The 15231-nt window shown below is 42.5% G+C and carries 9 protein-coding genes; 6 read left to right on the plus strand and 3 right to left on the minus strand.

Going from position 1 to position 15231, the window contains the following annotated elements; all coding sequences use genetic code 11:
* Nucleotides 1–75: 75 nt before the first annotated feature.
* Nucleotides 76–5079, plus strand: a complete 5004-nt coding sequence (gene pulA / locus QQK21_RS10765) for a pullulanase-type alpha-1,6-glucosidase (RefSeq protein WP_284192196.1) — start codon at nucleotides 76–78, stop codon at nucleotides 5077–5079.
* 94 nt (nucleotides 5080–5173) lie between these two features.
* On the opposite strand, the gene QQK21_RS10770 is transcribed toward pulA, so the two are convergent.
* Complete coding sequence (locus QQK21_RS10770) at nucleotides 5174–5647, minus strand: peptide-methionine (S)-S-oxide reductase (RefSeq protein WP_284192197.1); 474 nt, start codon at nucleotides 5645–5647, stop codon at nucleotides 5174–5176.
* A 39-nt stretch (nucleotides 5648–5686) separates the two neighbouring features.
* Nucleotides 5687–6394 (minus strand): SDR family oxidoreductase, encoded by a 708-nt coding sequence (locus QQK21_RS10775; RefSeq protein WP_284192198.1) that lies wholly within the window; start codon nucleotides 6392–6394, stop codon nucleotides 5687–5689.
* A 215-nt stretch (nucleotides 6395–6609) separates the two neighbouring features.
* Here QQK21_RS10775 and QQK21_RS10780 point away from each other — a divergent pair, with 215 nt between their 5' ends.
* On the plus strand, nucleotides 6610–7605 hold the full coding sequence (locus QQK21_RS10780) for an ABC transporter substrate-binding protein (protein WP_431313109.1): 996 nt from the start codon (nucleotides 6610–6612) through the stop codon (nucleotides 7603–7605).
* 3 nt (nucleotides 7606–7608) lie between these two features.
* The gene (locus QQK21_RS10785) at nucleotides 7609–8970 is read left to right on the plus strand and encodes a diguanylate cyclase domain-containing protein (protein ID WP_284192200.1); all 1362 of its coding nucleotides are present in this window, start codon (nucleotides 7609–7611) and stop codon (nucleotides 8968–8970) included.
* Here QQK21_RS10785 and QQK21_RS10790 read toward each other — a convergent pair.
* Nucleotides 8960–9478 (minus strand): flavodoxin family protein, encoded by a 519-nt coding sequence (locus QQK21_RS10790; RefSeq protein WP_284192201.1) that lies wholly within the window; start codon nucleotides 9476–9478, stop codon nucleotides 8960–8962. The two genes, QQK21_RS10785 and QQK21_RS10790, sit on opposite strands and share 11 nt — an antisense overlap.
* Before the next feature lie 328 nt (nucleotides 9479–9806).
* Between QQK21_RS10790 and QQK21_RS10795 the strand changes: the two genes are divergently transcribed.
* The 3 genes from QQK21_RS10795 to QQK21_RS10805 all read left to right on the plus strand — a co-directional run bounded on the left by QQK21_RS10795 (nucleotide 9807) and on the right by QQK21_RS10805 (nucleotide 15175).
* Complete coding sequence (locus tag QQK21_RS10795) at nucleotides 9807–10952, plus strand: efflux RND transporter periplasmic adaptor subunit (protein WP_284192202.1); 1146 nt, start codon at nucleotides 9807–9809, stop codon at nucleotides 10950–10952.
* Between the two features lie 10 nt (nucleotides 10953–10962).
* Complete coding sequence (locus tag QQK21_RS10800; RefSeq protein ID WP_284192203.1) at nucleotides 10963–14082, plus strand: efflux RND transporter permease subunit; 3120 nt, start codon at nucleotides 10963–10965, stop codon at nucleotides 14080–14082.
* Nucleotides 14083–14779: 697 nt separating this feature from the next.
* Nucleotides 14780–15175, plus strand: coding sequence for a winged helix-turn-helix domain-containing protein (locus QQK21_RS10805; RefSeq protein WP_284192204.1), 396 nt, complete (start codon nucleotides 14780–14782; stop codon nucleotides 15173–15175).
* The last annotated feature ends 56 nt before the right edge of the window (nucleotides 15176–15231 follow it).

Below are 15231 nucleotides of genomic sequence, written 5' to 3' on the forward strand. Positions count from 1 at the left end.
ACGTGAGCTTGAAGATAACGAATTTGGTCAACACGGTTATTAACTCAATAACACAAATAATCAGTGGGAACATGAATGAAATTCAAGCGAACAAAGCTGTGCTTAGTGACAGTGACGATTGGTTTACTAGCGGGTTGTGATGACTCCCCAGAGGGGCAGGCACTCGAAACGTATTTTGGCGAGAGTTCAACCTTTGGTCCATCGAATACTGGTGGCTCACTCGAGCCAGATACCGTCTACGAACACGCCACAATCTACTACAAACGCGATGATAACGATTATGACCGCTGGGGGCTGCATCTATGGAATAGCGTGTCGTGTGATTCGGTCTCTGGCGATACGCTAGCTGATATTAGCTGGACTCATCCATTATTGTGGAAAGGGATTGATCCAAACCATGGAGCTCAGTTTGTGGTACCGCTGAAATCAGGGTTTGGTCCATGTATGAACTTTATCCTTCACAAAGGAAATGAAAAGGCACTGGGTAATGAGGATCTAAATGTTGAGTTTGATAAAGGTAATATTGTGTATACCCAACATGGAAGTGCCATTCTCAATTATTCCTCAGACGCTCCACAGAGAGTAAAGATTGACGGTGCCGCTGCACATTGGCTTGATCTCAACTCGATTGCTTGGTTTGATAACCGCAATGCTGCTCGTTATCAAATTTGGAGCCGCGAAGAGGGGCAGGGAAATATTGGTCAGCCGCAAGAGTTTGCAAAATATGATCTTGAACCAGCGGATGTTATAGATAACACTAAATTTCCTCATCTTAATGGCCGTATGGGTTTTGAACTTAATATTGCCCCCCAAAGCGCCAAGGCTTTACTTAAAACACAACTCATCGCTGTTGCTCTGGATAGGCAAGACCAAGTTCTGGCTGCCACGCGATTGCAAATCCCAGGTGTTATCGACGACTTGTATACAACAGGATCAAATGATGCTGACGAGGCCAAGTTGGGTAGTTGGATTCAAGGTGATCGTGCCCTTTTTGCCCTTTGGGCTCCGACGGCTAAGAAAGTCGAGCTGCAGTTATTTGATCAAGATAAAGCACCACTGCTTCACTCTTCCTATGATATGACACTGGATACCTCTAGCGGAATCTGGCGCTTTCAAGGAGAAGCATCGCTAAAAAATGTGTTTTATCGGTATCGTGTGAACGCATTTCATCCCCATACCGATCGCGTTGAATGGATGACAGTGACAGATCCATACTCATTGTCATTAAGTACTTCTAGCTTATATTCACAACTCGTTGACCTAAACGACCATGAAACTAAGCCTGCTGGTTGGGATAATCAGGATATTCCTGAGCTTGCCTATCCAGAAGATAATATTATCTACGAGCTTCATGTGCGTGATTTTAGTGCGAGTGACAAGCAAGGTAATCAAGCTAACAATGGCAAATACCTCGCCTTTTTGGAGAATGAAAGAGACAGCGTTAAGCAACTAGCGTCACTAAGACAAGCGGGGCTGACGACCATTCATCTTTTGCCCACTTATGACCTTGCCTCTATACCAGAAGAGGATGAAAAAACAGTCAATATTACAGATACAGTAGGAAAACTTTGTAGTATTAGACCTCAATCCAATTTATGCCTTAATGGTACACCTCGTCATGTATCCATTGCCTCATTGCTCAAGCAAACTGAGCCAAGCAGTGGGCAAGCGCAGGAGTTATTCGCTGAGATTCGCTCTCTTGATGGCTTTAACTGGGGCTATGATCCACTGCATTATAATGTTCCAGAAGGTAGTTATGCTGTGGATAGTGATGGCGTTGCGCGTATTCGAGAATATCGTCAAATGATACAAAAGCTTCATCAAATGGGGTTTAGGGTCGTTCAGGATGTAGTGTACAACCATACTTATGCCTCAGGACTGTCTGATGATTCTGTTCTCGATAAAGTGGTTCCCGGTTACTACCACCGTCTTAATCCCATAACAGGGGCCGTTGAAAACTCGACATGCTGTGATAACACGGCTTCAGAACATCGTATGTTTGAGAAGTTAGTGACAGATAGCATTGTCATGTGGGCCCAAGATTACAAAATAGATGGTTTTCGGTTTGACTTGATGGGCCACTTGATGAAATCAACTATGCTTCATGTTTATGAGCAAACTAAGCAGGTCGATCATGATACTTGGTTTTATGGTGAAGGCTGGAATTTTGGTGAAGTCGCTAATGGTCAACGTGGCCAAAATGCGACTCAATGGCCTATGGCTGGGACTGGGATAGGAACGTATAACGATCGACTGCGTGATGCTGTTCGCGGTGGTGGACCATTTGATAGCGGTGATGCACTACTTGAACATCCCGGCTTTGCCAATGCGGGTAGTCGATTTAGTGATGCACTCAAATCGAAGATGGATTTGATTCGCTATGGCATGGCGGGCAACTTGCAAAACTACCCACTAGAAACATACAGCGGAGCAACTGTCTATGGTCGAGATTATCAATACGGAGGGCAGGGAGCGGCTTATACGTTCGATCCTCAGGAATCGATAAACTATGTTTCAAAACACGACAACCAGACTCTTTGGGATTTTAATCAATATAAAACGGACAGTTGGGTGAGTCCAGCCGATCGCGCCCGTATGCAAATAATTGGCCTTTCAACGGTCATGTTAGGACAAGGAGTCCCTTTCTTGCACATGGGGTCTGAGCTTCTGCGCTCAAAATCCATGGATCGAGACAGTTACGATAGTGGTGATTGGTATAACCAAGTTGATTTTAGTAAGCAAACCAATAACTGGAATATAGGTTTGCCTCGCGCAGACAAAGATCTTGCCAATTGGAATGCTATTCGTTCCGTTATTGCAAACCCTAATACAGTGGTGACGCCAGAAAATATTATTTGGACTGATGAAGTATTTAAAGAATTACTTAAGATTCGCGCTACCTCGCCTTTGCTGCGTTTGGTCAGTGAAGAACATATCCTAAAGCGTGTTCGGTTTCACAATACGGGGCCAAATACATTACCGGGTATGATCGTGATGTCAATTGACGATGGTATTCATGCTGGCCCTGATATAGACAATAAAGTCGATGCTTTGGTGGTTGCGATTAACGCCAATGTGTCGGAGCAAACTTTTCTTATTCAGCAAGCAAAGTATTTTGAGCTGCATCCAGTGCTTGTCAATTCCTACGATGCCACGGTGAAACAGGCTACGTTTGAAGATGGTGCTTTCACTGTGCCTCCTTTAACCGCAGCGGTATTTGTTCAGGCACAGATGGGAGAGCAGGGACTGGGCTTAAATGTAATCAGCAAACCGAAAGACATAGCGCCATTTGGCTCAACAAAATTGTATCTAAGAGGTTCAATGAATGATTGGGCGGTGAGCGATGAAATGCACTATCAAGGTGAAGGCATATATCGCTTTGATGCTTATCTCACTCCTGGTGTGTATGAGTTTAAATTTGCCTCATTGGACTGGAGTGAAGTTAATATTGGGTTTGATGCACTGACCACTTTTAATGACTCGATTGCCTTTGAAAAAGGCGAAAACGGCAATATTAAAGTCATAATCAGCAATCAGGGTTTGCATCATTTTTCACTCAATGCTTCTGAGCCGAATCTTCTTTTGGCGTCAGTGGTGGATACAAATCGTGACTATGCCTGCTACCAAGATGATGATGAGGCATGTAACCTGCGAATCTATCAGGTGATGGTCGAGGCGTTTGTTGATGGTGATCCTGCACGCAACTATGGTGTGGGTTATGGTAACTCACATCATAACGGCGACATACAGGGTGTGATAAACAGCTTAGATTACATTGCAAGCCTCAATGTCAATGCATTGTGGCTAACACCAGTGTTTGATTCGTGTGCTGGGCAAGCGGGTGATGAACGCTTGGATGCGACAGGCTACTTTGCTTGTGATTACTTTAATGTGGAGCCTAAGTTTGGTAGCAATGACAAATTAAGAGAGCTGGTAGATAAAGCTCACGCAAGAGGGTTATATGTATTTTTGGATGGTGTGTTTGGTCATGCCAATCTAGTGGGTGTAAAACCATCTCCAACAGGCAAATTACCACATCTAAAAACCGAGCAAGGCTATCCAGGAACCTACGTTATTTATCCTGATGTAGCGAGTGAGGCGTTTTTTACCGAAGTGGCCACATACTGGATAAAAGAGTATGGCATTGACGGTTGGAGGCTAGATCAATCCTATCAGGTTCCACTAGATACGTGGCATCGTATCCGTAGTGCAGTGGAGCAAGCCTCTGAGGAAAATAGACAAGCTGGGAAAGAATGGGGGATCTTAGGTTATATGGTCGGTGAAGTGTGGCAAGGTGCCGATGAGATTACGGCCACTGCTTATGGTAGCGATGTAAAACCGGGACTTTCTTCTGCGTTTAACTTTCCCTTGCGCTACGGAATAGTTCAAGCTTTAGCGGTTGAAGAATCGGGCGCAAGCAGTAGTGCTCGAGCACTCGATGCCGCCTGGAACAGTCGCTCCAAATCCCCTTATCATGCCATGCCTAATCTTATGTTAGGAAATCATGATTTGGTTCGTTTTGGTGATCTGATTCAACGCGGAGGACTTGGTGATGCCGTTAAAAGGCATAAAGCGGCTTTAAGTTTTCTTGCGGCCTACTCTGGTCCCATAACCGTCTACTATGGTGAAGAAATTGGCGATGAAGTGGCGGGTTTTGCTGAAAAAATCACATCTGATTGTGCCTTGCAAGGTTTATGTGATGATCACGTTGCACGCTCAAGTGCCAAAATAGACAATGTGGCAGATGCAGTACTTTCAGCTGACCAGCAAGACATAAAACAGTATTTTACCAAGTTAATGTCTCTGCGTAGCCACTACCCTGCGCTTTATGCCGGACAGCGGCGCAATCTCTGGTTAGACGACCATTTATATGCGGATCTCAAAACCTATGGAAACCAGAGAATTTTGTATGTGCTTAACACATCAAATTCTGACCGAACTTTCACCATTGACATGAGTAGCTTGAGCAACTCCCATGGTTTTCGCGATCTTTTAACCAGTGAGATAGTAAATCTGACCACGGATTCTATGCAATTGAGAGTGCCAGCGATAAGTGGACGCTTTTTGCTTGTCGAGTAGTTATGGTCGAGCCAAGTATTCACAACCGTATTTATTGTCAAATACGGGGCTCACATCATTGAGTATGAGTAAAATACAAAGAGGTGTGACTGGATTACTGTTTGTATTTGTGTAGTAACGACGAAGGAATGTGACAATAATCCTCTGGGTAATGGGTAAGGCGATCCTGATGTTCTGGGTCGCTTTTGACATAATTGGACAGTGGCAGGACTTCGACGACAATTTTCTTGCTGCTTGGGTGGAGGTCAATAAAGTGTTTCGCTTTATCGAGGTGCGCCTTGCTTTGGCTGTAGACACCTGTACGGTATTTCTTGCCAACATCTTGCCCTTGCTGATTCAAACTAAAAGGATTAATGATCTCGAAAAATTGGGCCATCAATTGTTCAACACTGGTTGTTTGAGGGTCAAATTGAGTTCGTACACATTCCGCGTACCCGTCATATTCACCTTTGGTATCTGTATTGACGCCATTGGCTCGTCCTGCCTCAGTGGAAATAACTCCCGGGAGGTGCCTGATAAACTCTTGAACTCCCCATAGGCAGCCACCAGCAAAATAGATTTCTTCCATTGATTTTCCTCAGCAACGGTTAGGTTAAGCCGGCGCATTCTACCATGGAAGCTCTTGTCCATCGTAAGCAAAAAAGCGTCCACTGCATTCAGGTGTTGCTCGCTCAATAAGAGACAGAATATCGTCTGCCACTTTGTCTGGGCTAAATAGCTTTTGTGGTGGAACATTGGCTTGAAAAGGACGTGACAAAGCAGTATCCGTTGTTCCTGGGTGTATAGACAATATGCAAGCTTTGGGCATATGCCTTGCCCACTCAATACTAATGTTTTTTATCAGCATATTTAGCGCTGCTTTAGATGAACGATAACTGTACCATCCCCCTAATCGGTTGTCCTTTATACTGCCGACTTTGGCCGATAGGGTAGCAAATTTAGGTTGGTTGCTTACGCGCAAGCTCGAAGCAAAATGTTTGGCCATCATTAGAGTAGGCAGTGCGTTTACGGCCATATTATGCAAGAAAAAGTCAGTCTGACAAGACGGAAGACTTTTTTCCGGACCATGGTTTGGTGTGTGTAAAACCCCGACCGTGTTGATGAGCAAATCGAGAACTGAAAATTGAGAAGCGAGATTTTTTATTGCGGCTTCGGTGGTGATATCGACGTGATGCCAAGTAATATTATCCGAAAGATCCTCTGGTTTTTTGATGTGATAAGTGGCGTGCAAGTCGATGTCTGTGTACCTGCTCATAAGGTTCTGACACAAAGAGCGTCCTATCCCGCCATTACCACCAAAAATCAGTACTTTCATAGTTTAATTGCTTCGCTGTGTTTAATAAAGAACAACATCAAATCATGGCTCCATACGATTTGTAACTAGATTGTTAGTGTTTTGTGTGATTCGATTCACGCAAACAATAAAGACATGCGCTGAAATCTGTAAAAGCTTCTCTTATCACTAAAGATCACAAATCCATACGCTAAGTTTATATGAAATGTTGGTCTTAACTATTGGAGAGCAATTTTATGTTACTGGCTAGGAGAGGTTTTGTGGCAGCCCTACTCTGCGTTATTGCATTCATCGCTGCCACCTTAAGTTTTAGTCAACATATTTGGCATAAGGACTCTCCTATACCTGAAATAAGAGTGGGAGTGTCTTTGACTCCATTAGCGTCGCCTTTCTTAGTAGCAGAGCATTTAGGTTTGTTTGAAGAACACGGATTAAATGTCGTTTTGTTTCCGTGTGCAAGCGGCACAGCCTGTACTCAGCTGATGTTAAGTCGTGATGTAGAATATGCGACAGCGTCTGAATCTGTTGTGATGTACCAAAGTTTCAATCAGAGCGATTTGGCACTCCTAGTTAGCTTTGTTGAATCGGATAATGACCTAAAGCTTTTGACATTAACTCCTACTGGTATCAGTGAGGTAGGTCAGCTTGAGGACAAAAGAGTCGGGGTAGTAAAAGGGAGTGCGAGTGAGTTTTATTTTGATTCTGTGTTAGTTGCAAATAACTACAAAGCTCTCAATGTTGAGAAAGTGTATTTGCAGCCTCATGAACTTGTCCCCGCATTATTGTCGTTTAGTGTTGACGCAATTTCTGCTTGGGAGCCTATGGGATATAAGGCCGATATTCAGTCAGCCTCAACGGTAAGAAATCTCGGCACCCCGGGGATTTATCAGCATTCATTCAATTTGTTATCGACAGCGCCTTACTTGGAATTCGCGGGACAAGAGCCAGTTCATCTCCTGAACGCTCTTGATGAAGCAGTGGATTGGATCAACGCTCATCCTGATGAGGCTTCAAGACTCATTGCCAAGAGATTGAATATTCCACTGAATCAAGTCAAATGGTCGTGGGAAGATTACGTTTTTCGTTTGTCTTTGGGAAATTCGCTCTTATCAAATTTGCAACTACAGGCAAGATGGGCGTTAAAAGAGGGTTTAGTTAAAAATCAACAGCCTGATTTTAGAGAATTGTTTTATGAACAACCCTTCCAGCAAATAACTGCGTTGAGAGACTGAGCTATGTTGAATTCACTGTTTAAGAAGCTGTTTGTCTTATCAACGACGACCTTAATGTTGACATTATTCATCATTATTTCTTTTACGAGAGTGGCTGCAGAGCAGAGAGAAACTAAAGGAGAGCTGGATCAAATTATTGATCTTCAACTTTCGGTGGATTTGCTCAGAAGCCAGTTATGGTTTTTTTTGCAGTTTGGTGATGAATTAAGCTTAAGTCAGGTTGAGCTGGCTCAAACCGAACTTTCCAATAAGCTAGCAAAGTATAAAAAAAACAACAACCAACTGGGCAATATTCAGAGGATGAACTCTAGCTTGAATGCTTTATTAACCAAAGAAATACAATTCTACCTCGCTAAGGAAGATGGCTTAGAAGGGGGGCAATCTGAGAACATTAATTCCTTAGAATTTCTTCACTCTAGGTACAATATGATTGTGCAAAATATGACGGAAGAGTTGGTGTATGTGCACAAGTCAGCGTTGAACCGCAATGCTGATAACATCCATAACGTCATGGTCTATGCGGCTGCTTGGTTAATTATTTGTTCTATTCTAGTAAGCGCGACTGCTTGGTTGATTTCGTTTCGATTTAAAGCTGATGCCGAAGTGATGCAAAAGGCCATTGTAAATCTTGCTGACGGTAATCTCGATGCGAAAGTTGATGCCGTTGGTATGGATGTCGAGTTTCGTAGAATGGCTCGTTTTTTCAATGAAATGACGATTTCTCTTCGTGATACTACGGTGACGAAACAAGAATTGGAAGATGAAGTTAAACGTCAAACAAAACAACTAATGAACAAACAAGAACAATTGATTTTTCTATCTGAGCATGACCCTTTGACTAATTTAATGAATCGCAGAGCGTTCGATAAAGCTTTAGAAAGTGCTATCGTTAAGGCAAATCGGACGAGTTGCAAACTTGCGATATTTTTTATCGACCTTGATGAGTTCAAATCAATTAACGATACATTTGGTCATGATGCTGGTGATGCGATTTTAGTTGAAGTCTCTAATCGAATTCTTATGGCAGTACGAGAATCAGATTTTGCGTGCCGTTTAGGAGGAGATGAATTTGTTATTTGCCTTGATTTGCTTCAAGATTTTGAAATTGTCTCAGCCAAGGCACAACAATTGCTGGATGCCATCAGTCTGCCTATCGAGTTTAATGGTCGAACCTTAAAGGTAGGGGCTAGTATTGGAGTGAGTTACTTCCCTGACCATACAAGGAACAAGGAAGTATTGGTTAATCTTGCAGACGAAGCTATGTATCGAGCCAAGCAAATGTCAGGTTCTGCCTGTTGTGATGGCCGAAAAACGGTTTGCACTAAGGACGCTTTGCCAGTCCGGTTAACCTCGATTAATCGGTGATCTTTCTGCCATTTAACGCGCAATTAAACTGTTCAATTTCCTTGCTACTGATCTGATAACCATTACGATTACTTGCATGAAGAGTGGCTACGTACTCGATCTTGTTATAGTCAAAAAACTCACTGAAAAATGCTCTAAATACGGGACAAATTCTACGATTTCCGGAGCTTGATACAACAAACCCTCGCTTTGATATAAGCATATTTGTTCGCTCTTTGAGTTTGTCGGATTCACCAATTTCCGTCATACGGTCAATAAGGTTTTTCATTGGTGCAGTGACCGAGTACCAATAGACTGGTGAGGCGAATACGATATTGTCTGCACAATCTATCTTATCGAGCAAGCAATAAAAATCATCATCGGGATACTGATTATCATAGCGATATGGTGTGATGTTCAGAGAGTTAATATCAACAATTTCACACCTATGATCAGCTTTTATCTTGTTAATAGTTTTTGCTGTGTTGCCTGTTTGATTTGCACTTGAGAATAGGATTAATGTGTTCATTGTTAGCCTTTTGTTAGTGGAAAAGACCCAAACCTAAGAGCTCAACCTTACTTGAGGTCAATAATAAGTGTGAGCGTTTTTCAATCTGGTCTTTTATCTCAGTTAGCTAACTTCAGTTATTGTGTCTCATCATAGATAGTTTTTTAAAAGCTCAATTTATTGTAAGTTATTATTCTTTATAAAAAATAAGCAATAATTTTCATATTTGTTAGCTGAGTCATCAAATGGAAACATAAATATTAATGATTCTATTTGTTCGTATACTATTGGTAGCTTATTTGTATTTTGTCCGTATAAAAACGGTATTCATGTTTGAAAAGGATTATATATGAGAGTGGAGCGGTTGCGTTGGTGCCTTCCTATTATCATATTGGCAGTTGCCTATGGAGGCTATAGTGCTATCTCGTCAAGTAATGCGGGAGGGTTAGCCACTAAGCCTGATGATAAACCTCTGACTGTTAAAGTCTCTCCTCTACGCTCTAGCGATCATAATGTTGTGATTACCAGTCATGGTGAGGTTAGCCCTGTTGAGGTGACTCAACTTTCAGCTCAAGTTTCAGGCGAAGTGATGAGCTGGCATCCGAGTTTTGTCGCAGGTGGTATTGTCAAAAAGGGTGAAACCTTATTTTCGATTGAGAGTGAAAATTACTATGCTGCTGTCCTTCAGGCAGAGGCTGCTTTGGCGAATGCTCAAGCGGCGTTAATAGAAGAAAATGCCAAAGCAGAAGTCGCAAAGCGTCAAGCAAAAAAACTCCCTGCTAGCCAAGTAACGGATTTATATCTGCGCAAACCTCAGGTGCTGAGTGCACAAGCTCAGGTTAAGTTTGCTACCGCATCACTTAAAAAAGCACAACGAGACCTTGCCAATTGTCGCGTGGTAGCGCCCTATGATGCTTTGGTTGTAGAGCGAGAAATTGGTGTTGGACAATATATTGCGGCAGGCACTCGTGTTGCGACATTAAATAACCTTGCAACTGCTGAGATTCATATACCGATTGCGGGTTTTGACAGTGTTTTTCTTCCCGAAGATTATTCTCAAGTGATTGCTAAAGTGATCAGAGAAGGCGTAGTAACTGTTGAGCGTGAGGGAAATATCGAACGGGATTTGGGGGTTATCGACAGTGCGACGCGAATGACGAGTTTGGTCGTTAAAGTGAATGATCCCTATGCATTGGTTTCCAATGAAGCTCCGCTTAAGTTTGGCTCTTACGTGGAAGTTCAGTTTGTCGGTAAACGGTTAAAACACATATATAGGTTACCGCAAGAGTTGGTGAATAATCGTCAAGTATGGGTTGTGAACGAAAATGATGAACTTGAGCCTCGCATTGTCAATGTATTAAGGGCTGAAAAAGAATTTATGCTTATTAATGAAGGCCTTAAAGACAATGATCGCCTTGTGTTGACTGTGCCAGAGTATCCACAACAAGGTACTCGTGTTCAACTCAGCGTTCTAGATAATCCGTTGAAACAATAGGGTTAGTGACATGGATGTTAGAAAACACACAGGCTTAATTGCCTACTTTGCACATAACCCGGTCGCTGCCAATCTTCTTATGGTGTTTGTTCTGATTGTTGGTACAGTGAGTTTCTTTTTTATTCAAAGACAGATGTTTCCCAATCTTGAGGTTAATTATATTAACGTCAATGTCCAGTACCCAGGGGCCTCTCCTCAGGAAATTGAAGAAAGTATTCTGATTAAAATTGAGGAGTCTTTGAAAAATGTATCCGGAATCAAAAGTGCAATATCAACAAGCTATCGTGGAAGTGGTTCTATAGAAATAGAAGTGGATGTTGATCGCAAGGTCGAGGATGTACTGGTTAAGGTGCAACAAAAAGTCGACTCTATATCCAACTTCCCGTTAGGCATGGAGCCTATTCAGGTTTATCAATATGAATTTCAGCAAGATGTTATAGAAATGGTGCTGGTGGGTGAGCGCTCATTATTGGAACTAAAACCAATAGCAAAGCAAATTGAAGATGAATTGCTGCAATTGGACAATGTTGCTTTGATTGATCTTAGTGCTCCAGATTACGAAATCGGTATTGAAGTTGCCCCTGAAATGCTGCGTAAATACGGTTTGACGTTGGCCGATATAAGTCGTGCTATTCAACACTATTCCGCCAATTATTCTGCTGGTGAAGTTCGAACCAACGCCGGTCTGATATCAGTCAGAATTGAAAACCAATATTACAAAGGGGATGAATTTCGACAAATCCCCGTCAAAGTTGGGGCAAACGGTGCAAAGGTACTGCTTCAAGATGTCGCCAAGATTAAAGATGGCTTTACAGAAAATGAACGTTACTTCAAGTATTCTGGCCAGAATGCGATATACCTTTCTGTCAAAGCCACCAAAGATCAAAACATGGTCTCTGTTGCTGAGTCGGTAAAAACATACATTGATCAAAAGAATCGGCAGCTTCCCGCTGATCTCAAGATAAAGACATTAGTCGACATGACCTATTATCTTAATGCTCGTCTTGACATGATGTTAAAGAACCTATTGCAGGGGGCGGTACTTGTTGCTTTGATGTTGAGCCTATTCCTTCGTGTCAAGCTTGCTATGTGGGTAATGATTGGTTTACCTGTCTGCTTTTTGGGAGCGGTCATGCTTATGCCACTTATCGGTGTAAGTATCAATATCGTATCCTTATTTGCCTTTATCATGGTACTTGGGATCGTGGTGGATGATGCAATTGTTATTGGTGAAAGTGCCTACACTGAAATAGAAAAACAAGGTAGTGGGATAGACAGTGTTGTGAAAGGGACATTACGAGTCGCCACTCCTGCGACCTTTGGAGTCCTGACAACGATTGCTGTTTTTGCGCCTTTCCTCATGTCAAAAGGTATTGAAAGTGCCTTCTTTTTTGGGATTGCCGCAATCGTCATTCTTTGCTTAGTGTTTAGCCTGATTGAATCTAAGTTGATTTTACCCGCGCATTTAGCCCATTCGAAGTTTGCGCCAATAAAGGAAGGCAGTTGGAGAGACCGTTTCAACAAAAGGTTTTTTGACTTTGTGAATGGTCCATATCGCCAGTGTGTAACTGTTTGTACATATTGGCGTTGGAGCGTGTTGGCCGGTTTTGGTGCAATATTGGCGCTGAGTATTGCGTTAGTAATGGGCAATTATGTGCGGATCATTCCTTCCCCCAAAGTACCGCACGATTTTCCCAGCATAAAACTTGTGATGAATGATAATGTCTCCAGCGAGCAGACGATTCAAGCACTCAAGATCATTGAGCGTACCGTGTTAGATATTGACCAAAAAATTGAGCAGCAAACAGGTCAAAAGATGATTCGAGACATACTCACATTCAGTCAAAGTCGCAAGGAAGGCCTAATGGTGATTGCGCTTGTTGATGAAGAGATACGTCCTTTGAACACTTTTGAGTTGGCTCGACAATGGCGAGAGGCAATCCCTGATATTGCGGGTAAGAAAATGCTGACGGTATCAGATAACGTAAACGATAGTGGGAAAGGGGATGAATTTGGGTTCTTACTGTATGGCTCGGATATCGAAACGCTCAATGCTGCGGGAAGGGCACTGATTTGGGAGCTCCAGCAGCAGGAGGGACTATTCGATATTTCCTCATCTATGGACACAGGAAGCAGGGAAGTTTTACTTTCACTCAAGCCTGTAGCCTATGACTTGGGTATCAACTTGTCCGATATTGGTGCTCAGGTTGGAGGAAGCTTCTACGGTGGTGAAGCGCAACGCATGATCAGAGACGGAGAGGAAATTAGAGTGATGGTTCGTTACCCTCTGCTAACTCGAGAAGCGTTTGCATCGCTTCGGTACGCATTAATCACGACTCCCGAAGGGCAAAAGGTGATGTTAGGTGATGTCGTTGATATTGTTCAGCAGCCGGGAGTTAGCAGCATTCGTCGTGAAGGTGGGTTTCGTAGCGTTTATGTTTATGGCTCTATCGATGAGGAGCTCATTGAACCAGATAAAGTCGTAGAGCAGGTAAATGGCAGTATTATGCCAAGCATTTTAGCTCAATATCCTGGTGTGAAAAGCGAGTTGGGTGGCTCAATTGAAGAGCAGCAAGCACAACAAGATGAGCAAATTATTTTCTTTGTCGCCGGAATGATAATTGTCTACATTTTACTTGCCGTGCCGCTAAAGAGTTACACTCAACCTTTAATTATCATGTCGGTAATTCCATTCAGTCTTACTGGTGCCATTTGGGGACATTACTGGTTTGGTATTGATTTGAGTATGATGTCAACGTTTGGTCTTATTGCCGCCGCGGGGGTGGTGGTCAATGATTCTCTGGTTTTGACTGATTATGTAAATCAAGTTAGGCAGCAGGGATGTTCAACTAAACAGGCGGTCATTGAGGCTGGATGTGCTCGGTTTAGAGCTATTATATTAACGTCTATTACGACATTTGCTGGCGTTTTACCTATTATGTTTGAAACCAGTCTACAAGCTAGGTTTGTCATTCCCATGGCAGTGGCTTTGGGTTTCGCGGTGTTATTCGCCACTCTACTCACGTTGATTTTGGTGCCATGCTTATACTTGATTTTGGATGATTTAAAGGACTTAGGGCTAAAATTGAAATCCCAGTTAACAGGGAAGCAATGGTTAAGTTCTAGATGATAAGTTTAGCAATTAAGATGGTTAAATAAAAACCATCTTATTTGCATACATGGATTTCCTTTTGCTCTTAACGAGAGGTTTGATTGATGGGTGTGTTGATATTTCACTGTGCTTCATCTGTTTTCACCTGAAGATATGATGTTGTCAGGGTTAGAAATGTAGAAAACTGGTCTTACCTCCTTGATTTTCTTCTTGTAAGAATGTGTTGTTTGGGAACGATCCCCAGAAAAATATCTCATAGTTTAGTTATTGTTCTAATGCAAAGGTGTGTTTCATATTCACTGTTTTTATCTTGTTAATTTAAAAAGATATTCTTCCAAAATACTTAACGAAAACCACATGCCGCTAATGGGTTGCTTGCACGGAAATTGATCAAATGCGTCTGAGTGCTTAGGTGGTTGTTGCTTATGTCGGGGTGGGATATTCGACTATTGTTTTTTATAATATTAATCAGTATCGTACTCTGAAAGTGACTGGTAGAGTCATCCCATCAAGACGACTGAGAGAATAAGTATCCTTTTCAGGAGATAACTTTTACCCCTCGATTTATCGTTTTCTATTATGTGGCTTCAAGATAGAGTGGTGTCAAACTCTGAAATATGGGGTGTAAAGGCCAGTTGCGGCTAAGCTTAAGGAAAGCAGGGGGCTCGGGTTTGTATCCTGAAATTTTGTTGGAAAACTTAATAATTAAGCGTTTATGAATTATGAATCTTTGTGGCAGTTGTACCCTCTTGCGAGAGAGCAACTGGTCCATGTGAAAACTCGGAGTGCCAAAAAACTCAAAGGAACAGAGTGTCGAGTGCTGGAGATTTTGATCGCCCAGCAAGGGAATGTTGTATCTAAGAAAGAGTTATTTGAAAAAGTTTGGGGACAGCGAATCGTTTCCGAAAACAGCTTGACTCAGTGTATTGCTCAGCTTCGTGTTGCGCTTGGTGATAGCGGTAAAGAGCAAAAATTTATCAAAACGGTGCCATCGCATGGCTATATGTTGTTTGAAAATGTCGTAGAACTGGTCGAAATCGAGCAAGTGCCGAGCGATAACTCTGCCGAGTTGTCCACAGAGCCATTTCAAATTGAGGCGCAACCTGTGTGATCACCAAGCGATTCTGTCGTACCTTAATTACCAAGCGACTTTGTCATTACGTTAAC

The organism is Vibrio zhanjiangensis (assembly GCF_030161235.1).
Lineage (GTDB): Bacteria > Pseudomonadota > Gammaproteobacteria > Enterobacterales > Vibrionaceae > Vibrio > Vibrio zhanjiangensis.